General features: G+C 68.6%; 19 protein-coding genes. 9 read left to right on the forward strand and 10 right to left on the reverse strand.

Going from position 1 to position 20,611, the window contains the following annotated elements:
- Positions 1–50 precede the first annotated feature (50 nt).
- Positions 51–1,685 carry an FAD-binding oxidoreductase gene (locus GA0115254_RS37595; protein ID WP_093899731.1) on the forward strand — a complete coding sequence of 545 codons (1,635 nt, stop codon included), beginning with the start codon at positions 51–53 and terminating at the stop codon, positions 1,683–1,685.
- Between the two features lie 129 nt (positions 1,686–1,814).
- Here GA0115254_RS37595 and GA0115254_RS37600 read toward each other — a convergent pair whose 3' ends face one another.
- From GA0115254_RS37600 to GA0115254_RS37630, 7 genes are all read right to left on the reverse strand, one after another.
- Positions 1,815–2,546 (reverse strand): phosphatase PAP2 family protein, encoded by a 732-nt coding sequence (locus GA0115254_RS37600; protein ID WP_093899762.1) that lies wholly within the window; start codon positions 2,544–2,546, stop codon positions 1,815–1,817.
- 305 nt (positions 2,547–2,851) lie between these two features.
- On the reverse strand, positions 2,852–3,817 hold the full coding sequence (locus tag GA0115254_RS37605; RefSeq protein WP_305137743.1) for a C40 family peptidase: 966 nt from the start codon (positions 3,815–3,817) through the stop codon (positions 2,852–2,854).
- 158 nt (positions 3,818–3,975) lie between these two features.
- Entirely contained in the window at positions 3,976–4,581 is a 606-nt protein-coding gene (locus tag GA0115254_RS37610) for a hypothetical protein (protein WP_093899732.1), read from the reverse strand.
- Complete coding sequence (locus GA0115254_RS37615) at positions 4,578–6,953, reverse strand: alpha/beta hydrolase (protein WP_256102974.1); 2,376 nt, start codon at positions 6,951–6,953, stop codon at positions 4,578–4,580. Before GA0115254_RS37615 ends, GA0115254_RS37610 begins: the two co-directional genes overlap by 4 nt.
- Positions 6,954–7,238: 285 nt before the next feature.
- Positions 7,239–7,778 carry a hypothetical protein gene (locus GA0115254_RS37620; RefSeq protein WP_370741011.1) on the reverse strand — a complete coding sequence of 180 codons (540 nt, stop codon included), beginning with the start codon at positions 7,776–7,778 and terminating at the stop codon, positions 7,239–7,241.
- A 17-nt stretch (positions 7,779–7,795) separates the two neighbouring features.
- Positions 7,796–9,580 carry an alpha/beta hydrolase gene (locus GA0115254_RS37625; protein WP_093899735.1) on the reverse strand — a complete coding sequence of 595 codons (1,785 nt, stop codon included), beginning with the start codon at positions 9,578–9,580 and terminating at the stop codon, positions 7,796–7,798.
- A complete protein-coding gene (locus tag GA0115254_RS37630; protein ID WP_256102975.1) occupies positions 9,577–9,963 on the reverse strand; it encodes a hypothetical protein in 387 nt (128 codons plus the stop codon). The genes GA0115254_RS37625 and GA0115254_RS37630 overlap by 4 nt, the downstream gene beginning before the upstream one ends.
- A 549-nt stretch (positions 9,964–10,512) precedes the next feature.
- Here GA0115254_RS37630 and GA0115254_RS37635 point away from each other — a divergent pair.
- Both GA0115254_RS37635 and GA0115254_RS37640 read left to right on the forward strand, forming a co-directional pair.
- Entirely contained in the window at positions 10,513–11,151 is a 639-nt protein-coding gene (locus GA0115254_RS37635; RefSeq protein WP_370741012.1) for an alpha/beta hydrolase family protein, read from the forward strand.
- Positions 11,144–15,451 carry a caspase family protein gene (locus tag GA0115254_RS37640; protein ID WP_256102976.1) on the forward strand — a complete coding sequence of 1,436 codons (4,308 nt, stop codon included), beginning with the start codon at positions 11,144–11,146 and terminating at the stop codon, positions 15,449–15,451. The genes GA0115254_RS37635 and GA0115254_RS37640 overlap by 8 nt, the downstream gene beginning before the upstream one ends.
- Positions 15,452–15,503: 52 nt before the next feature.
- Here the strand turns inward: GA0115254_RS37640 and GA0115254_RS37645 are convergent, their stop codons facing one another.
- The 3 genes from GA0115254_RS37645 to GA0115254_RS37655 all read right to left on the reverse strand — a co-directional run bounded on the left by GA0115254_RS37645 (position 15,504) and on the right by GA0115254_RS37655 (position 17,071).
- Positions 15,504–16,139, reverse strand: coding sequence for a GNAT family N-acetyltransferase (locus GA0115254_RS37645; RefSeq protein ID WP_093899737.1), 636 nt, complete (start codon positions 16,137–16,139; stop codon positions 15,504–15,506).
- 74 nt (positions 16,140–16,213) lie between these two features.
- Positions 16,214–16,579 carry an iron chaperone gene (locus GA0115254_RS37650; protein ID WP_093899738.1) on the reverse strand — a complete coding sequence of 122 codons (366 nt, stop codon included), beginning with the start codon at positions 16,577–16,579 and terminating at the stop codon, positions 16,214–16,216.
- Positions 16,580–16,588: 9 nt separating this feature from the next.
- Entirely contained in the window at positions 16,589–17,071 is a 483-nt protein-coding gene (locus tag GA0115254_RS37655) for an ATP-binding protein (RefSeq protein WP_093899739.1), read from the reverse strand.
- Between the two features lie 196 nt (positions 17,072–17,267).
- Between GA0115254_RS37655 and GA0115254_RS37660 the strand changes: the two genes are divergently transcribed.
- From GA0115254_RS37660 to GA0115254_RS37685, 6 genes are all read left to right on the forward strand, one after another.
- Positions 17,268–18,119: a helix-turn-helix domain-containing protein gene (locus GA0115254_RS37660; protein WP_093899740.1), complete on the forward strand. Its 852-nt coding sequence runs from the start codon at positions 17,268–17,270 to the stop codon at positions 18,117–18,119.
- A gap of 25 nt (positions 18,120–18,144) precedes the next feature.
- Positions 18,145–18,321, forward strand: a complete 177-nt coding sequence (locus tag GA0115254_RS37665) for a DUF397 domain-containing protein (RefSeq protein ID WP_370741013.1) — start codon at positions 18,145–18,147, stop codon at positions 18,319–18,321.
- Positions 18,314–18,520: a DUF397 domain-containing protein gene (locus GA0115254_RS37670; protein WP_093899741.1), complete on the forward strand. Its 207-nt coding sequence runs from the start codon at positions 18,314–18,316 to the stop codon at positions 18,518–18,520. Before GA0115254_RS37665 ends, GA0115254_RS37670 begins: the two co-directional genes overlap by 8 nt.
- Positions 18,513–18,761, forward strand: a complete 249-nt coding sequence (locus GA0115254_RS37675) for a DUF397 domain-containing protein (RefSeq protein ID WP_093899742.1) — start codon at positions 18,513–18,515, stop codon at positions 18,759–18,761. The genes GA0115254_RS37670 and GA0115254_RS37675 overlap by 8 nt, the downstream gene beginning before the upstream one ends.
- Positions 18,762–19,249: 488 nt before the next feature.
- On the forward strand, positions 19,250–19,876 hold the full coding sequence (locus tag GA0115254_RS37680) for a ribonuclease FAU-1 family protein (RefSeq protein WP_093899743.1): 627 nt from the start codon (positions 19,250–19,252) through the stop codon (positions 19,874–19,876).
- A gap of 284 nt (positions 19,877–20,160) precedes the next feature.
- Positions 20,161–20,469: a hypothetical protein gene (locus tag GA0115254_RS37685; protein WP_018101695.1), complete on the forward strand. Its 309-nt coding sequence runs from the start codon at positions 20,161–20,163 to the stop codon at positions 20,467–20,469.
- The last annotated feature ends 142 nt before the right edge of the window (positions 20,470–20,611 follow it).

The following is a 20,611-nucleotide window of genomic DNA, read 5'->3' on the forward strand; positions in this document are numbered from 1 at the left end:
CCGACCTCTCCCCCACCGACCGGCCCTGAGCACCACGACCCGGAGGTCCGATGAACCTGCCGCCCCTGCCCGACCGGCGCACCCTGCTCACCGCGGGCGCCGCAGCAGCGCTCACCGGCGTCACCACGACCGCCTGCAGCGGCGCATCCGTCGCCGGTTCCGGAACCGGCGACGGGGGCAACTCCTCGGGCACGTCGGGCGCCACGGGCGGCACCACTCCTGCCTCACCCGCCTCATCGGTCCCGTCGAAACCCTCCCCCTCCGGCCCGGTGAACTGGTCCGCCCTGGCCAAGAGCCTCGACGGCACCCTCGTACGCCCGCAGGACGCGGCCTACCCGACCGCCCGTCAGCTCTACAACACCCGCTTCGACGGTCTGAGGCCCGCTGCCGTCGCATACGTCAGGCACGCGGCGGACATCCGCGAGTGCCTGGCCTTCGCCCGCCGCACCGCCACCCCCGTGTCCATCCGCAGCGGCGGTCATTCCTACGCCGGCTGGTCGAGCGGCAACGGACGCCTCGTCCTTGACGTCTCGTCACTGTCCCGCGTCGACAGGAGCGGCACGATCGGCGCGGGCGCCAAACTCATCGACGTCTACCAGGGCCTCGCCCGCAACGGCCTGACGATCCCCGGCGGCTCCTGCCCCACGGTCGGCATCTCCGGCCTCACCCTCGGCGGCGGTCACGGTGTCGCCTCCCGCGCGTACGGCCTGACCTGCGACAGCCTCACCGCAGCGACCGTCGTCACGGCCGACGGCAAGACCCTCGTCGTGGACGCCAAACACCACCCGGACCTCTTCTGGGCGCTGCGCGGCGCGGGCAACGGCAACTTCGGCGTGGTCACCGAGCTGACGTTCTGCACCCGCCCGGCCCCGCAGACCGTCACCGCGTACATGTCGTGGCCGTGGTCGCGCGCCCGGGCCGTCATCCAGGCCTGGCAGGAGTGGGGACCGTCCCAGCCCGACGAGATCTGGTCCTCGGCGCATCTCGCCGCGGGCCCGGGCGGCGGCCACCCGACCGTTTCGGTGGCCGCGTTCAGCCTCGGTACGTACGGCGACCTGCAGAACGCCGTCGACCGCCTCGCCGACCGGATCGGTGCCTCGGCGTCCTCCGTCTCGCTGCGCCGCCGCAGCTACCAGGAGGCAATGCTCGTGTACGCGGGCTGCTCGGGCATCACCGACGCCCAGTGCCATCTGCCGGGCACGACGCCCGGCCGCACCCCGCAGGGCACGCTCCGGCGCGAGACGTACGCAGCCGCGTCCGACTTCTACGACCGCTCCCTGTCCCCGGCGGGCGTGAATGCCCTGCTCGACCGGGCCGAGGCGTTCACCCGGATTCCCGTCACCCAGGGCGGAGGTGGCGGCTCCATCGCACTCACCGCACTCGGCGGGGCGATCAACCGGGTCTCCCCGCAGGCGACGGCCTTCGTTCACCGCCGCTCACGCGTACTCGCCCAGTACATCGGCGCCTGGAGCCCCGGCACGGCGGGCAGCGCCCAACAGGACTGGCTGAAAAACACCCACGCGGCGATGCGCCGGTACGCGTCCGGAGCGGCGTACCAGAACTACACGGACCCGGCGCTGACCGACTGGCGCCGGGCCTACTACGGCTCGGCTGCCGACCGTCTCACCCAACTGAAGAAGCAGTACGACCCCGGCCGCCTCTTCGCTTTCCCGCAGGCTCTCTGACGTACGGCAATATCCGTGCCGTACGGCCACGGGCGTGACGTATGGCCACGGGCCCGGCGTATGGCCACGAGCCCGGCCCCGGCACCGGCACCGGCACCGGCACCGGCCATCGATGGTCCCGGCCGCCTCCTACGCGGCCAGGTCCTTCTCGCCGTCCCCGCCGCCCGTACCCGGCCGCGGCTCGGGAATCCCGAACGCCCCGGCCCGCCCGTCCGCCGTTGCCGACGGCTCCGGCCGGCGCGACCGTACGAGCCACCCGAGCCGGTCCGAACGGGAGACGGCCGCCACCAACGGCGTCAGCAGCATCATCGCCAACGGGGCAAGCAGCAGAGCGGTTGCCGTGCCGAGTGCGAAACCGCCGACGACATCGGTCGGGTAGTGGACACCCATGTAGATCCGGCAGAAGCCTTCCAGCAGGGCGAGCGCGATCGCAGCGATGCCGAACTTCCGGTTGGCCACGAAGAGCCCGACGGCCAGGGCCATCGCCATCGTGGCGTGGTCGCTCACGAAGGAGAAGTCGTTCTTCCCGTCCACCAGGACGTCCAGCCCCTGGTGATCCCGGAACGGACGCGGCCGCTCCACGAAGCCGCGGATCGGGATGTTGATGAGCAGCGCGATCCCGGCGGCGAGCGGCGCCCAGACGATCCCTGCGACCGCCGTCACCGAATCATCGGCCGTGCCGCGCCGGCGGACGCTCCACCAGCACCACAGGACCACCAGGACCATGCCGAGCATGATCCCGTACTCGCCGACGAACTCCATGACCCGGTCGAACCAGGTGGGAGCGGACTTCGCGAGCCCATTGATGTCGTAGAGCAGGCTGACGTCGGGGTTCGACCCATCCAGTGCGAGTCCAGCCATCTGCTGCGGCCCCTTGCCTTGTCTGCTGCCGCGGTCCACACCCATGTGCACCGCTTTGACGAACCCCCGTGTCGGTTCGATCACTACGTGGATCAGTACTGCGTGGCGGCTCTGTCCGTGAGGTCTTCCCCGATCAGCGCCGCATGGTCAGTGCACCACTGTCCGGTCCACCCAGGGAACGACGTGCCCCGTGCGTACGTTCCACTCTCCACCGAATGATCACCATGACGTTATCGAAGAGTGACTCATCGTCGCAGCTCAGGGCCCAGGCTTCACGGAGAGTTCCGGCCACCGCCCTCCCGGCGTCATGCCGCCGGGAGGGCGGTCGGAAGGGCCGCGGCCCCGTCCTTGGTCACGCGCGTCGCGCCGAAGTAGTCGGGCGTGTCGATCTTGTCGAACCGGATCACGGCCCCGGTGTACGGAGCGTTGATCATGTACCCGCCCCCGACGTACAGCCCCACGTGATGAATGGCCCGCGAGTTGTTCAGATCGTCCGAGAAGAACACCAGGTCACCCGGGAGCAGCTCGTCCCGCGAGGGGTGCGGCCCGGCGTTGTACTGATCGTTCGCCACTCGGGGCAGCTCGATGTCCACCGTGCGGTACGCGGCCTGGGTCAGCCCCGAACAGTCGAACCGCCCGCCCTGCGCGGCCGTGCCGTTGCCGCCCCACAGGTACTTCGTACCGAGCTTCTTCTGCGCGAAGTAGATCGCCCCGGCCGCCTGCTGCGAGGGCTGCACCCGTCCGACGGGCCGGGCGAAACTCTTCTCCAGGGACCGGATGATGGTGACGTAGTTCCGCGTCTCCTCAATGTCCGGAACCCCGCCCGACCGGATCACCCGATACGCACCGGCGTTGTACGCGGCCAGCATGTTGTCGGTCTGATCCCCCGGCACCTTCTTCACGTACCCGGCCAGTTCGCAGTCGTACGAGGCCGCGGACGGAATTGCATCGGCCGGATCCCATACGTCCCGGTCCCCGTCCTTGTCCCCGTCGATCCCGTGACCGGCCCAGGTGCCCGGGATGAACTGCGCGATGCCCTGAGCGGCGGCGGGACTCTCGGCCCGAGGGTTCCACCCGCTCTCCTGGTAGAGCTGGGCGGCCAGCAGGGCCGGGTTGATGGCGGGGCAGAGGTTGCCCCACTTCTCCACCAGGGGACGGAATTTCGCGGGCACGGCCCCCTTCGCCAGCGCGACGGCTCCGCCGCTGCCGGAACTGACGAGTCCGGCAGCGGCGGAGTACGTACCGACGACGAGCAGCGCCACGAAGCACATGGCCATGCCGACACCGATGCCACCAACCACCCAGAATTTCCGCACCCCTCAACCATCCCTCATCAAGGCCGGGTTCATGAGTGGTTTCGCGGGTGTGTACGAATCATCCGGTTCGTGAAGGTCGTCGACCGGCCACTCCGGCGCGTATTGACCGCCCCTCAGGCGGCCCCGGTGGACCAGTAGTCGGAGTGCACGTTGGGACGCGGAAGGGGGTAGACGCCCTCGTAGGCAGGCCCGTTCGGCTTGGAGGTGGAGTCGGCGACCTTCGACTCCTTCACGCAGGGGCTGTCCGCCTCGAAGAACGCCTGCCCCTTGCCGCGGAAACTCACACTGATGCCGAAGCCGGCCTTTGTCTGTGCGTAGACCGCCGGGAACTCCTTGTCGTTGTTCTTCGCCTTGATGCGGTAGTCGCTCTTGCGCCAGAACTTCTCGACCTGATCCAGGAAGCTCTGCCGCCGCTCCGCCGACACGATGGTCATCACGGTGCGCCTGCGCGTCACATCGCAGCTGCCCGTCGTCGTCGGGCCGTGCGCCCACTGCACCTCGGGGTTGATCTCCTTCAGTACGGCGTCGAGCATGCCGTCGGACCGTTCGGCGGCCTCCTGCATGTCCATACCGCTCTCCTTGGTGCTCTTGGTGCTCTTGGTGCTCTTGGTGGTCCCGGCGCTCCCGCTGCCGCTCGATTGTCCGCTGTCGTTGCCGCAGCCGGACAGTCCGAAGCCGAAAGCCAGGGCCACCGCAACGATCTGGAGCCTTCGCTTCATCGCTGTTCCTCCATCTTGAGCCTGTCGGAGTGTCCCGACACGATCAGAGCGATGCTGTCCGCCGACATGGCGTCCCGTACCGGATCGAAGTAGTTGGAGTGCGCGTCGAAGCTCACACCGCTGGTGCTGATCAGAGGCTGGCCGGGGGCCACCGGGAACCGCGTGGCCCCGAAGGCCTTGCTCGCCGGGTCCTTGCCGAACCAGAGGTCGTCGTCGCCCGGGTCTGCCAGGTCGCCGGCGAGGTACGCACCGGCGGGGCCTCCCAGAATCATCCCCACGATGCCCGCGGCAGCCTGTGTCTTGGACGGGAGCTTGGTCACCGGGTCGTTGGCCGCGGCACCGACGAAGACATGCCCGCTGCCCACACCGAGGTCCACGGCACGGTCCACGCCCACTCCCGGACTGCCGACCAGGATGATGTCGTCCACCCCCGGAATCCCACCGTCGCGCTGCGTCGCCGCCCCTACGGTACGTGAACCGTAGGAGTGCCCGATGGCCGTGATGTGCGGGTCCTTGTTCTGATTGGTGGCCGCGATGCCGCCCATGAAGTCGCTGTAGGCCGCGCCGCCCTTCTCCGCACGGCCGGTGCCCGCGACCGCCAGGCTGTGCAGTCCGTCCGGCGTCTGCGGTGCGTCGTATCCCAGCCAGACGATCGACGCGGTGGACGAGTCGTAACCCTGGGCTCCGATCGCCGTGTCACGGGCGCGCTTGAGGTCGTTCTTCGCGAATTCCTCGTCGAGGGAAGTGTTCAGTCCCGGCACATAGGCCGACACGTTCTTCGAGGTGTCGGGGTTCCCGTAGGAGACGATGGCCCGCCCGTTGCCCTCGTCGCTGATGCCGATCAGGTACATCGGCGGCTGGCTCCCCTCCTGCAGCTGCCGGTCGATCTCCTTCAACCCTGCCAGCTGGTCCTTCGACTTGGAGTCGGTCTTCCCCTCCAGCTTGGAAATCAGGTCCGGGAGGTTCTTCCGGTTGGCCGCGTCCCTGTCCGCGACCGGGATGCCGTCCAGATTGCCGATCTTGTCCGGGGAGAGCTCCAGGTACTGATCGCGTTGTTGCTGCGTCAGCCCGTTCCACCAGTCCTTGCGTTGGGCCGCAGTCGCGTTGTACGGAATTCGGTCGTTGAGGTAGTCGCGCTCCGCGTCCCGTACCGCCGCCTCGACGCGGCTACCGGAGCCGGGCAGCCCGGCGACCGCGCCGCCACCCCCGCCGGATGCCTTGGTCATGTCCCAGGCGGCGGCTACGTACTTGCCCTTGTCCCACTTGTCGCCGGCGCCGCGTGCGGCCTGGGCGTACTGGTCGGCGATGCCCTTGGCGGTGTCGACGGGGTGGGAGACCGTGTCGATGACACCGCTGACGTCGCCCCACAGGCCGTCGTCGCCGACGACGCCGGTGAGGAAGTTGCCGTCCGAGGGGCGGGAGGTGTTGGTGCCGGAGTTTTGTCTACCCGCGTCGACCTGCGTAGAAGAATCGCCGGAGGCGGACTCGGAGGAACCGCCGGAGGAACCGCCGGAGGTGTCGGAGCCACCGGTGCTGTCTGTGCCACCGGAGCCGCCGGAGCCGCCAGAGCCACCGGAACCGCCGGATGAGGCGGAGCCGCCCGAATCCGAGCCGCCGGATGTGGTGGACCCACCGGATGCGTCGGATCCCCCCGATGCGGTGGACCCACCGGATGTGTCCGAGCCGCCGGACCCCGTGCCCCCGGTCACGGTCGCGCCCTCGGATCCCGCACCACCGGCGGAATCGGATCCGCCTCCGGTTGAGGTGCCACCGCCGTTACCCGCATCTGTGCCGTTGCCGGCGACCACGTCGACATCGGGTGCCGGGCAGGCGCTTCCGGTCAACTGGCAGATGGCGTTACGGATCTCCCCGGTCAGCTGCCCGCCGATGCCCGTCGCCACGAGCCCGCCGATGAGCGCCACGACCACGAGGATCATGCCGAGGTACTCCATCGCGGTCTGACCGGCGTCCCGACGCCACTTGATCATCCGCGCGATGCTGAACGGCCGGTGCTCGGCGCGCTGTTCAGGACTGAGCCGGAACCATTCGCGCGAGCCGGCCCGGAACAACAGGACGACGACGACAACCGGCATCACCAGTTGCGTCACACCCTGGCCACCGGTGCCCTCGCTCAGTGTCGCCAGGGCGCCGAGGGCGAGCCAGGCGTGCACCGCGAGGAGCCCGCGCCAGATCCAGACGCCGCCGGTCCGCATGTACAGCGACAGCACGAATCCCGTGACGCCGGGCAGTGCGGCGTACAGCACCATGCCCAGCAGATGACCGTCCACCGCATCGACGGACGAGGCCACGACCAGCGCGTCGATCGCACCCACGACGGTGACGACGAAGAGCAGCCGTACGAGAATCAGCACCGCTTGCAGAGGGCGCGACAACGACTGTCTGCCCGGAAGGGCGGCGGCAGCGCCTATATCGGCGCCACCCGGTACCGCTAATTCTCGTATGCCAGACACGACGGGTCTCCCAGCTTTGTGAGTGGGCGCAGCGACAGTTCCCCCGGTCTCTGTATGCGACCACACCAACACTGGGCGCGGCATGGGTCCCAGGACCCAATGCCGGACTCAAAGCCCCAGGTGGCCAGCCCGTCCCTTACCCCACCGACTGGCCGGATATGGACCATTGAGGATGATGACGTGCCGTCAGGGCGCTCCGGCGGACCAGAAGTCGGAGCGGACGTTGGGGCGGGGAAGGGGATAGACACCCTCGTAGGCGGGGCCGTTCGGTGGGGTGGTGGATTCGGCGACCTCCGACTCCTTCACGCAGGGGCTGTCTACCTCGAAGAAGGCTTGCCCCTTGCCGCCAATACTGAGGCTGACACCGAAACCGTCCTTCGTTTGCGCGTAGATCGCCGGAACATCCACATCTTTGTTAACGGCCTTGATCCTGTATCCGCTCTTGCGCCAGAAGCGGTCCACCACGCCAAGGAAGCTGCCCCTGCGCTCCTCAGAGACAACAGTCATCACTACGCGCATGCGGGACACATCGCAACTCCCCGTACTAGTCGGCCCGTGCGCCCACTGGACTTCCGGCTTGATCTCTTTTAGTACTGCGTCAAGAATCCCGTCAGCATGGTCGGCTGCACCTTGCATGTCCATTTCTGCCTGCTTCCCCCGATCCGATGAATTATCGATATTCGCGCAACCGAATAAGGAAACGCAAAACAGCATCGCTACCGCCATGACCCGAAACGGATACCTCAACGGGGTTCCTCCATTTTGATTTCGCGGGATCTCCCAGTAGCGATCAACGCGATACTGTCCGCCGATACAGCATCTCGCTTCGGGTCGAAGTACTGAGAGTGGGCATCGAGAGAGAATCCATCACCACCAATCAGCGGTGGCCCTTCATTCACAGGGAATCGTCTTGCGCCAAACGCCCGACTCGCTGGGTCCTTGCCGAACCAAAGGTCGTCATCTGCCTGATCGGCGATATCTCCCGCCACATAAGCGGCCTTCGGCCCACCAGCAACCAACCCCACCACACCCACAGCGCTCTGCTGCTTGGACGGGAGTTTGGTCACCACATCATTTTCTGCGGCACCGACAAAGACGTGCTCCTTGCCCACACCAAGGCCCTCGGCGTGATCCACACCCACCCCCGGACTGCCAACCAAGATGATGTCGTCAACTCCAGGAATCCCGCCATCATGCTGCGTTGCAGCCCCCACCGTGCGCGAACCGTATGAGTGCCCGATTGCGGTAAGGTGCGGATCTCCAGTCCCGTTGGTTGCCGTGAGGCCAGCCATGAATCCATTGAAAGATTTCCCGCCCTCCTCCGCCCTTTCGTCACCCATGACAGATAGACTCGCTAGCCCATCCGGTGTCTGCGGTGCGTCATATCCGAGCCAGACGATCGCCGCACTGGAGTGATCGTACTTAGACGCCCCCTTCGCCGTATCCCAGGCACGCTTGAGGTCATTTTTCGCAAACTCCTCATCCAGAGACGTGTTCAACCCCGGCACATACGCCGCAACATTCCGAGCCATATCCGGGTTCCCGAACGAGACAATCGCCCGTCCATTCCCCTGATCCCCAATGCCGAGCAGAAACATCGGAGGCTGCCGCCCCTCCCGCAACTGCCGGTCGATCTCCCGCAACCCCGCCAACTGCGTCTCCGACTTCGCGTCGTCCCGCCCCTCCAGCTTCCCCATCAGCAGCTGCAGGTTGTCCCGGTTCGCCGCATCCCTCACCACAGCCGGAATGCCGTCCAAGTTGCCGATCTGGTCCGGGTACACCGCCAGGTACTCCTCGCGCTGTTCGTCCGTCAGGCCGGCCCACCATGCCTTCCGCTCGGCCGGGGAGGCGTCGCGGGGGATGCCGTCTTTCAGGTAGCCGCATGCCGCGTCCCGTACCGCGGCCGCGTCGCCCGCCGCGTCGGTCCACGTGGCGTCGGGGACCTTCAGGCCCTCCTCGGCCCTCAACTGGCGCAGGATGCGGGCGTACCGCCAGTCGATCTCGGCCGCCGTCCGTACGGCCTTCGTCACCCGGTCCGCGATGTCCTGCGCCTTCGCCACGTTCGGGTTGGGCCCGACCAGCCCCGATGGCGGCAGGAGGCCCGGCAGAGAACCCACCGACGCCGTCCCGCCCGGCAGCGGCTTTCCGTCGATCAGGCCCTCGCCCGCCGCCGGATACGTCACCGAACCGTCCGCGTGCACGGTGAACTTCAGGGACTCCGCATCGTCCAGCGCCTCCCGCAAAGCACGTTGCTGGATGCGCAGCTCATGGGCCAGGCTGTTCAGCGTCGTACGGAGCAGACCGCACTCCGTGTAGACGTAACTCAGGTTCCGGCTCAGCTGCTTGAGCCGCCCGACCGCCGCATCCGCCGCCGCACCCCGCTGCGTGCCGCGCAATCCGGTCAGGAGTTGCGTCTCGATGCGGTCCCGGCCCGCGTCGGCACGGTTGCTCGCCTTGCCCCACCCGTCGGCCGCACCCTCCAGTTCGCCGCACTTCAGGTCGCGTAACTGCGCCCAGGTGAGGGTCATCGCGCCTCACCCCGGCCCGGCGATGCCACCGGCGCGAACGACGCCCTTACTGTCTCGTTCGTCTCGCCCTGGGCTCGCGCGACGGCCCTCAGCTTCCCGGCCAGCGCCCCGCACTCCCCCCGCGCGACCTCGAACCGTCGCACCCACGACTCCCGTACCGACCCCAGCTCCGCCAGCGCGGTCAGACCTCCGGTCCCCGCGAGCAGGCCCTCGTGCGCCGTCTCCAGTTCCGACGTCACCGGGCCGAGGTGCGTACACATCCCCTCCGCACCACCGGCGGCCCGTAGCCAGACCCCGTCGCTGTGCTTCAGTACGTCCCTGCCGCCGCCACCCGCCTCGCCCGCCAGATCGCTCAGCCGCTGCCGGCCCCCCGGCTGTCCCACCACTGCCACTCCGGCCACCCCGTTCCGTCCCTGATCGTGGACTTGATCGTGGAGCGGCACTGTGCCAAATCCCGTGCGGACGACACGCCGCGCCCGCACACGCCTCAAGGCGTCAGGCCCCCGCAGGACCCGCGCACCAGGCCCTGCATTTCATCCGAACGGGCTACCGCCCTGCCGCGCCCGAGCCCCTCGGCCGGATCCCGCCAACGGTGTGGTCACCCCATGTCATCGACTTCTAGAGTGAGTTGGCAGGCAGACGCGCGGCACACGCGCAACACGGGGAACGGGGCGCGGAGTGACGCGAGTTGTAGGCGTGCACGGCGTGGGCAAGCAGCTCATGGGCAGCGAAATGTTGCGCAGCGATTGGTTTCCGGCCCTCTCCGACGGACTACGGCGTGCCGGCCGGCCAACCGTCCCGCACAGCGAATTCACGATGGCTTTCTACGGGGATCTGTTCCGGCCACCGGGCCACGCCCTGGCCGTGGGCGACCCCATGTTCACCGCGTCCGACGTCGCGGACGGATTCGAACTCGACCTGCTCCTCGCCTGGTGGCAACACGCAGCCGACGTCGACCCCGCTGTGCCCCCGGCCACCGGCTCCACAACCCTCGCCCGTTCCCCCGCGCCGCGCAGACGGCATTACGGGCCCTGCAACGCTCCCGGTTCTTCGCCGATGTCTCGTTGCGGGCGCTCGTCTTCGATCTGAAGCAGGTACGCCGCTATCTCCTCGACGACGACCTGCGCACCGCCGCCCGTGAGCGGGTCCAGGAGCAGATCGGCCCCGACACCCACGTACTGATCGGCCATTCGCTCGGCTCCGTCATCGCGTACGAGGCCCTGTGCGCGATGCCGGAACATCCCGTGAAGGCGCTGGTCACACTCGGTTCGCCGCTCGGCATGCGGATGGTCTTCGACCGGCTCCTGCCCCGCCCGGGCGACTGGCCCGGCAGACCCCTCCTCAGCGACCGGACGGACCGACCGGGACCCGGACCCGACCCCGCCCCGCGCTGGACCAACGTCGTCGACGCAGGCGATGTCGTCGCCGTGGTCAAGGACCTGTCGCTGCTCTTCGGGCCGTCCCTCGAAGGCAAGGTCGTGCACAACGGCTCCCATGCCCATGAGGCGACCGCGTACCTGACCGCCGCCCCCACCGGTTCGGCGGTGGGAGAAGGCCTGCGGCGTGACTGAAACGGCCCCCACGCCCCCACCGCCTCCGCGCCGCTATCTCATCGCGACAGCGGTCACCGCCTACCCCAAGGCCCCCGCCCATCTGGAGTGGGACCGCCCCGGTCTCGCGGACGCCCGTCGCCGGGTCATCGATCTGTTCACCACACACCTCGGCTACGAGCATGTGTCCGACCTGGGCCTGAACCCCACCGAGTCCCAACTCCTCACCGAACTGCGCAACTTCAGCAAGTCGCCCGACCGGCGCCCCGACGACCTTCTCGCCGTCTACATCGCGGGCCACGGCGAAGTGCTCGATGACGGCGAGCACGTGATCCTCACCTCGGACACCGACCCCGACGACATCGACGACGCCCTGCCCACCCTCACCCTGGCCCGCAAGATCCTCCGGGGCACCCGCGTCCGGCGGCTCATGCTGATGCTGGACACCTGCTTCTCCGGCCAGGGCGGCAACGAGTTGCTCTCCGCCATGGCCCGGTTGAAGGGCCGATGGGACGGCGACGGAGAAGCCGGGCTGGCAGTCCTGACCTCCGCACAGCCGGGCGAACTCGCCGAGACCGGCGCGTTCCCCGAACTCCTCGGCAAGGCCGTACGGAGCCTGGCCACAGCCGGTTACACCCCCGACACCCTCGCGCTCGACGCCGTCGTGAGCGCGATGAAGAACGACCCCAAGCGCCCCGGGCACCAGACGATCGGCCTGGAGATCATCGGCCTGACCGGCGCGATCCCGCCGTTTCTGCCCAACGGACACCAACGCGCCCGGCTCAGCCACTTCGACGTGGCCCTGCAGCAGACACTCGAGTGGGAACGCCAGGCCGACCGCCGCGTCGTCGAATACCTGAGCCGCTTCCTGACCCGCGTCAAGGGACATTCGGATCGCGCCAGGGCCGGCTGGTGGTTCTCCGGCCGCCATGACGCCCTCTCGGACATCTCCCGCTGGCTGATCGATCCGCCTCCCTCACAACCCGCGCTCGCCGTCACCGGAGGCCCTGGTTCCGGCAAGACAGCGGTACTCGGCCTCCTGGCCGCCGTCAGCGATCCCGAGCAGCACCGCACGGTCCCGCTGGACAGCATGGGGCTCGCCTCGGTCCGCCTCCCGCCGCCGCGCGCCCTCGACGCCGCGATCTACGCCCAGAGCCTCACCGACCAGCAGGTCCTGCACGGCATCGCCGCCGCTGCCCGCGTCACGGCCGACACCGTCTCCGAACTGGTCAACCAACTGGCGGCAGGGCCGGGCCCGCACGACCGCGACCCCGCCCCCGGCCGGCGACCTCTGACGATTCTGATCGACGCGCTCGACGAGGCCGTCACCCCGGAGAGCCTCTGCCGCAATGTCCTGCGCCCCCTGATCGACCCGGGCACCCCACACCTGCGGCTGCTCCTGGGAACCCGTCCCCACCTGCTCGAACGGCTCAAGCTGGGCAACGCCGAGCGCATCGACCTCGACTCCGAGAGGTACGCCGACCCCGAGGCCGTTCACGCCTACACGATCCGCAACCTCCTCGGCGCACACATCCACTCCCCCTATCTGTCCTGCGGCACCACCGTGCTCACAGCCGTCGCACGCCAGGTGGCCCGGGCGGCGGGCCGGTCCTTCCTCGTCGCCCGCATCACCGCAGGCACCCTCGCCGCCACACCGGAACTCCCCGACCCCGATGCCCCCGACTGGATCGCCTCACTGCCCCGGATGCCCGGCGAAGCCATCCACAACGACCTCACCCGACGCCTCGGCGACCGGGCCCCCGAGGTCATGGACCTGCTGCGCCCGCTCGCCTTCGCCCAGGGCCAGGGCCTGCCGTGGGAGGACATCTGGGCCCCGGCCGCCTCGGCGGTCTCCGGCCACGGCTACACCAACGAGCACCTGTGGCAGCTGCGTTCGACCGCCGGTTCGTACATCGTCGAAGCGATCGAGGACGGCCGCTCCGTGTACCGGCTGTACCACGAGGCGATGGCCGAGTACCTCCGTGCGGACCAGGATCCGCAGGCCGTGCACGCGGCCCTCGCCTCGGCGCTGCGTGCGACGGTCCCGTACGGTGCCGATGCCGCCCCCGACTGGTCGCGCGCCCATCCCTACCTCCGCCGCCACCTCGCCACGCATGCCGTGCTCGGGGGCGTACTCGACGAACTGGTCCAGGACTCCGACTACTTGGTCCACGCGGAGTGCGGCACACTCGCCCCGCACCTGCGTCTGCTGACCACCGCCGAGGGCCGGCTCCACGGTGCCGTCTACCGCGCGTCGATCGGTACCCACCGCCCGCTGGCGCCCGACGAGCGGCGGGCAGTGCTCGCGCTCGACGCGGCACGGTACGGGGCCGGTACGACGCGGCGGACGCTCACCGACCGGATGCCGGCCGGCGCCTGGAAGCCCGTCCACGCGACCGGCAGCGGTGTCTCCCCGGCCATGCACAACATCCTCACCGGTCATACCCGCGAGGTGTCCGCGGTGGCCTGCACCGTGATCGACGGTCAGCCCGTCGCCGTCACCGGCTCCCACGACCACACCGTGCGGATCTGGGACCTCAACACCGGCCGGCCCATCGGCGAACCCCTCACCGGGCACGAGACCCCGGTGACCGCAGTGGCCTGCACTCAGGTCGACGGGCGGCCCGTCGCCGTCACCAGCTCCTACGACTCACCTGCGCGCATCTGGGAGCTCGACACCGGTCAACCCGTCGGCGAACCCTTCGCCGGTCCCAACAGTCCTGTGGATGGGCTCATCTGCGCCGAGTTCGACAGCCAGCCCGTCGTCGTCACCGCTTCGTACCACGACCCCACGGTACAGATGTGGGACCTTCGCACCCGCCAACCCGTCGGCCCTCCCCTCACCCACCACACCGCCTGGTTCCAGGCGGTGCTCTGCGCGGGAACCGACGGCCGACCCTATGCCATCGCCAGCTACCGGGACACGGACACGGACAGGAAGCACCTGGTGCGGGTGTGGGACCTGAGCACCGGCCGGCCCGTCGGCGACCCCTTGATGTCCGAGGACGGTCCGGTGAAGACCGCGGCCTGCACCGAGATCGACGGCCGACCCGTCGTCATCGCCGGCACCCCTGTTTCCGTGCAAGTGGTGGACCTCACCACCGGCCGACCCGTCGGCCCGCCCTTCCCCACCTACACCGGCGCACCGACTGGGCTGGCCTGCATCCACCTCGACGGACAACCCATCGGCGTCGCAACCTCCCGCAACGGGGAGCTGTCGCTGTGGAATCCGGTCACGCGACGCGTCATCGGCGACCTCACGGGCCATACCAGTGGGGTGAGTGCGGTGGCCTGCATCTACCTCGACGGACGCCCCGTCGCCGTGACCGGCTCGCGCGACTACACGGTTCGCGTGTGGGACCTGAACACCGACAGCCCCATCGGCCGGCCCTCCGCGGGACACACCGACAAGGTGACGGGAGTGACCTGCGGCCGACTCGACGGAGAACCTGTCGCCGTCACCACCTCCTCCAGCGACAGCACACGGGTATGGAGCCTGCAAACCCACGAGGCCATCGCTCAGTTCAGCATGGGGATGACTGGCCCATCGGAGGTGGCCGCCGTCACCTCCACCGTCGACGGCCGACCCGTCATCCTCAGCCTCGACGACCGACCCGACCTCCGCTTCAATGTACGGGTCTGGGACCTGCAAGCCCGACTGCCGACCGGCCGGCTCCTGATCGACACGATCCGTCGGGTGACGACGCTGGCCTGGACCCGACTCGACGGGCGGCCCCTCGCCCTCATCGGCTACGACGACGGAGCAACGCAGTTGTGGGACCTGGAGACCCGCCGCCCCGTCGGCCGCACCCTCAACGGACGCAAGGGTTCGAGTGAAGCAGCGGCCTGCATCCGACTCGACGGACGGTCGGTCGCCCTCATCAGTTACACCGACAACAGCGTGCGCCTCTGGGACATGGACACCGGCGAACCCATCGGCCGACCGCTCATCGGCCACCTCGGCCGGGTGACGGCCGTGGAATGCATCGAGATCGACGGGCGGCCCCTCGCCGTCACGAGCTCCCATGACAAGACGCTGCGCATGTGGGACCTGAACACCCAGTCTGCCTTCGGCCGTCCCCTCGTCGGCCACACCAACTGGGTGAACGCCATGCTCTGTACCGAAGTCGACGGACGCCCCGTCGCCGTGACCGGTTCGCACGACAACACCGTACGGATCTGGGATCTCAAGCGCCCCACAGCGACGCCCACACTGATCCGGCTGGCGAACCGCTGCTCCGCACTCGCCGTGTCCGACGGCCGGCTCGTGGTCGCCTTCGGCAACGACGTGGCGTTCTTCACCCGGGAGCGTACGTCCTGAGCGGACTCCTGGGCCTGTGCGGCAACCGTCGCCGCGTGATCTCACGCGGTGGTCAGGCCGCGATGTCAGCCGGTTCCGGGTCGGCGGCCAGGCGGGCGTGCAGGTGCTCGTCGTGGTACGCCCCGTCGCCGTAGCGGTGGGAGTCGCGCAGTGTGCCCTCGGGAAGGTAGCCGCAGCGGTCGGCCACCCGGCAGGAGGCCTCGTTGCCGGTCGCGTGGGCGATCTCGATCCGGCGGGCATCGGCCGTCTCGAAGGCCCAGCTGGTCACCGCTCTGGTCGCTCTGGTGGCCACGCTCCGTCCCCGGGCGGCCGGGAGGGTCCAGTAGCCGATCATCGCAAGGCCGTCCTCGCGGTCGACCCAGCTCAGAGCAACGGCGCCCAGCAGGGCGCCGTCGGCCGCGCCCAGTACGGCGAAGGTGGCGGCGGCACCGCGGTGCCAGCTGCCCTCGCGCTTCTCCAGCCATGCCATGGCCTCGGTGCGATCAGCTGCCGGAAAGGGGTTCCAGCGGGAGATCAGCGGGTCCGCGGCGGCGGCTATGAGGCCGTCGAGCATCGCGTCCAGCTCGTCGGCCTCCCGTGACCACGGGCGCAGCAGCACGTCCCCCAGATCGAGCGTGGCGCGGACGAAGGTTCGCCGGTCGGCGGGGTTCTGGGCAGCGACCGAGGGTACGGAGGTGGAGGTGCTCATGGCACCTTCCTACGCGGTCGCGTGTCGCACCGCCATTGAATTTCCTTCGGTCAGGGGCGTGATGGCGCACCTGCTCAGCAGACCGCACCCGGCTGCGCCGCCGTCGCCCGGAGCAGATCCCGCACCAGGTCGTAGTCGATCGCCTCCGTCTTACGGAAGCGCAGGCAGCCCTTCCCCATGTCCTGCCCGGCCAGCCGCGCCGCGAAGGCCTCACGTACGTCGCTGCGCATCAGGTAGAAGGAGATGTACTGCTTCTGCGAGGCGAACGCGATCTCCGCGGTGCCGTCCCGCTCGTACGCGGGCATCCCGTACGCCATGACCTCGTCGAACCCGGCCAGCTCCGCCCGGCACAACTCCCGCAGCCTCGTCAGGGCGCCCCTGCGCTCCTCGGGCACCTCGGCCAGATACCCGGCCACGTCCTTCGCCTCGCTCCGCACCATGCAACGAGGCTATGCCCGTCCCGTGCATCTGTCGCCCGGCCCGCACTCCCCCTCGCCCTCCCTCTTCGCCGCGCACTCCACCCAGAGCAGCTTTCCGCCCTGCCCCGGCAGCCCCCCGCGCATGGGGTACGCACCCCAGCTCTCCGCGTAGAGAGTGACGAGATAGAGCCCCCGCCCACGTTCGGCGAGCTCCGCCGGGGCCTCGGCGCTCCATTGGAAGGGGGCGGGGATGTGCGGGTTGGTGTCCCAGACGCTCAGCCGGACACGGCTGCGCCCGGCGTCGCGCAAACGGAGGGAGTACGGCCCCGAGGAGTGCAGGTAGGCGTTGGTGACGAGCTCGCTCGCCAACAGTTCGGCGATCTCGGCGAGTTCGCGCATACCGTGGACGCGCAGGATGGTGCGGAGGGTGGAGCGGGCCACGCCGGGGGCGCGGGGATCCTGCGGGAGTTGGAGGGTGTACGTCCAGGGCGGGGATACCGTGGCACTGACCATGGAAGTCTCCGTTCACGGAGGGAAGTTGAATCATGGGTTTCCGGTTACCCGGTGACGAGGCCGCTCCGTCGAGCGGGGTACTTCCGGGCGGGTGGCCTGAGTCACAGACTAAAACGCAACATGGAATGCATTCCATGAAATTCATGAATTACATGACAGATACCCTCGTGTGGGTGACCAAGCCGGGGAGCGAGTGATGTCATCCAGCACCGCACCAACAGCCCGCCGCCGGCGGCTGGGAGCAGAACTCCGCAAGTTGCGCGAGCGTGCCGGGATCACCGCAACCGAGGCCGCCAAGCTCCTCGGTGGCAACCAGGCCCGCATCAGCAATATCGAAGCCGGCCGTTACGGCGTCAGCGCCGAGCGGGTGCGCACACTGTCCTGCCACTACGACTGCTCGGACCACGAATTGGTCAACGCTCTGGCCGCCATGACCGGCGACCGCAAGCGCGGCTGGTGGGAGGAGTATCGCGAGATTCTCTCCACCGGCCTGCTGGACTTGGCGGAACTGGAGCATCACGGGACTGCGCTGCGCACCTCGCATACCGCCGGACTGCCCGGCCTGCTCCAGACCACGGACCACGCGCGCGAGGTCTTCCGCCAGGTCGTTCCCGCCCTTCCGCCTCCGGAGATCGAGCACCGCCTGTCTTTCCGCATCAAACGTCAGAACGTCATCTTCCGGAAAGACCCGGCCCCTTACAGTGCGGTCATCCACGAAGCCGCCCTGCACATGGAATTCGGCGGACCGGCCGTGGCGAAGCAGCAGCTGGTTCACCTGCTCACCATGAGCGAGCGTGAGCGCGTCACGATTCAAGTGATCCCGTTCAAGGCAGGTGGCTACCCAGGAGCAGGCCAGCCCATCTACTACGTCCACGGCTCCGTGCCGCAGCTGGACACCGTTCAGCTGGATCAGGCACACGGCATCGTCCTCCTGGACGCCGAAGCCCAACTCCAGAAATACCGCCAGGTCTTGGCCCGCCTGGAGTTCCTTGCTTTGGACGTTGCAGAGTCGCGCAACCTGATACACGCCATCGCCCAGAACCTGTGAAGGGATCCGAGTTGCCGAATCACATGTGGCAGAAGTCCTCCTATTGCGGCGAGGGCGAGTCCTGCGTACACATAGCCACCCCCGCCCCGGCACGATCTGCCTCACCGAGAGCGGCGACCCCACGGGAGCGATACTCCGCACCACCCCCAGCGCCTGGGCAGCCCTTCTCCGCACCCTCAAGGAGAACCACCCCGATGACTGACGTCCCAGCAAGCTCCTCCAGCTGGCAGAAGTCCTCCTACTGCGCCCAGGGCGAAGCCTGCGTGTACGTAGCCGCGGCCTGTACCGGAGCGATAGAACTCACCGAGAGCGGCGACCCCACCGGAGCAATACTCCACACCACCCCCGCCGCCTGGGCAGCCCTCGTACGCGCCCTCAAGGAAAGCCGTCCCCATGGCTGACATCCCCGCCGACCTCACCTGGACCCGCGCCGCCCCCGAAGGCGAGGAAGGCCCCGGCCCTTGGATCGAGATCGCCTTCGGCCCGGACGAACTCGTATACCTCCGCGAGACCGGCGACCCCACCACCATCGTCACCACCACCCAGGCGAAATGGGACGCCTTCACCAAGGGCGTCCTCGCCGGCGAATTCGACCACTTCGCCGAGCTCGACGACGCCCGGGACACAGGACCGCCTGACTGACCGGAGTCGGCGTTCGAGCGCTGCCTCTCCGATAGTGCGCCCCCGTCGGCGACGACGTGACCGCATCGCCGGTGGCGTATCGCCACCGGAGCCGCGAGTCGGGGGTCTTGTGGCCGACGGGGGCGGAGCCGGCCCCCGAGAGGTCCGCCGCCTCACGGGTGCTGCACGAGGCTCGGGCGCCAACTCGGCTCAGCCACCGTCCCATGGTGACACTCCATCACGTCATCCACGAGGGCGAGGACCCCTACCTCTGGCTGCCCGATGGAGCTGGTACCGGGCCGCAGCCTGACGGAGCTGCCGGCCGGCGCACGGGAAGACGCCCTCGCGCGCCCGCTGGTGTTCGCCAGGGCAGCGTTCCTGTGCGCGGCACTGCTCTGGGCCACCGCGGCAGAGTCCATCGGAAGGCCGACACCGCTCCTTCAGCGGTGACTCGTCCCTGACCTCCCTGGCCACGTGTCCGCCCGCTCCACCGCGGGCATGATCAACGGATGAACGACGACCCGGGCCGGATACTCCGCTGGAACTTCTTCATCGGCGGACACCTGAGCGCCTCGGTGCCCGTACGCCTCGTAGAGCGCACCGAGGCGGGCCAGCTGGTGTGGATGGAGACCGGCACACCGATGTGGCGTACGAAGCTTCCGCGCGGGGCGCACCTGCGGGACATCGCCCCGCACGACCGCCCACCCGCCGGTTACCCCCTGATCGCCGACCGGTGGCCCATGGGCAGCGCGCTCTTCTATCAGCCGACCGGTGCCGCGCACTCTGTCCTCTGGCTCTTCGGCCGCAGACAGAAGTTCCGTGGCTGGTACGTAAATCTGGAGCGCCGGGTCCACCACGGCGACGACATCGACATCACCGACCACGAACTCGACATCAACGTGGCCCCGGACCGGAGCTGGCGGTGGAAGGACGAGCAGTCCTTCGCCGAGAAGACCGGTGACCCGGCCTACTGGTCGGCCGACGAAGCGTCAGCCATCCGAAGCGAGGGCACCTCGGTCGTACGGCTCGCCGAGGCCGGATCGTTTCCCTTCGACGGCACCTGGTGCGATTTCCGGCCGCCGCCGACCTGGACGACACCACCCCGGCCACCCGTCCCACGGCATCCCCTGCTCTGACCAGCGACTGCGCTGACCAGCCCTGCCTAAGAGTCTCGGCCAGGGTGGCGGGATGACAGTCATTGCCCGGGGTCACCCTCCGTGATACACAGAGTAACCATACGTATTCGGTCATACACCGATTCGATCCGCAGGTCAGGGCGGTCGGACCGGTCAAACGTGCGAGATCCGGGTAAAGAGAGCCGTCAAGTCGTCGTACGAGAGCAGTTTCATCAGCGAAGATAGAGAGCGACCCGTGTCGTGTGGCAGGGGCAATGAACTACCCAACAGGGGCGGTGACTTACATGATCCTGGCAGCTGAAAAGGGCGACATCACCACCATCATCGGCGGAATCGCCCCGAACTGGGGGCCGTTCGGGACCTTGGGCAACGAGGCCCGCGTAATGATCGAGGTCGTGATGGCCATTGCCATCCTGCTCTGCCTCGGCATCGCGGTCTGGGGTGCGGCAAAACAGCGCATCGGCGCCACGGCACTGCGCGACACATTCAGCGCGGAGCAGGGCAAGGGGCTGATCGTTGCCGGTCTCACCGGTGTGTTCATCATCGGATCGCTGGGCACCTTGTTCACCATCGTCTACGGGATGGCCGTCTGACCGGCTGTCATCCCATGTCAGGGGCAGTCCCGCCCACTCCCACACCATCCGTCCGTCGTGCCCACCGGCAGAGGTTACGTTTCCCTGATGTCGAGTCACCACACCGCGCCCGCGCGGGAACCCGCACGGCTACCGTCGTACT

This window comes from Streptomyces sp. Ncost-T10-10d (genome assembly GCF_900091955.1).
GTDB lineage: Bacteria > Actinomycetota > Actinomycetes > Streptomycetales > Streptomycetaceae > Streptomyces.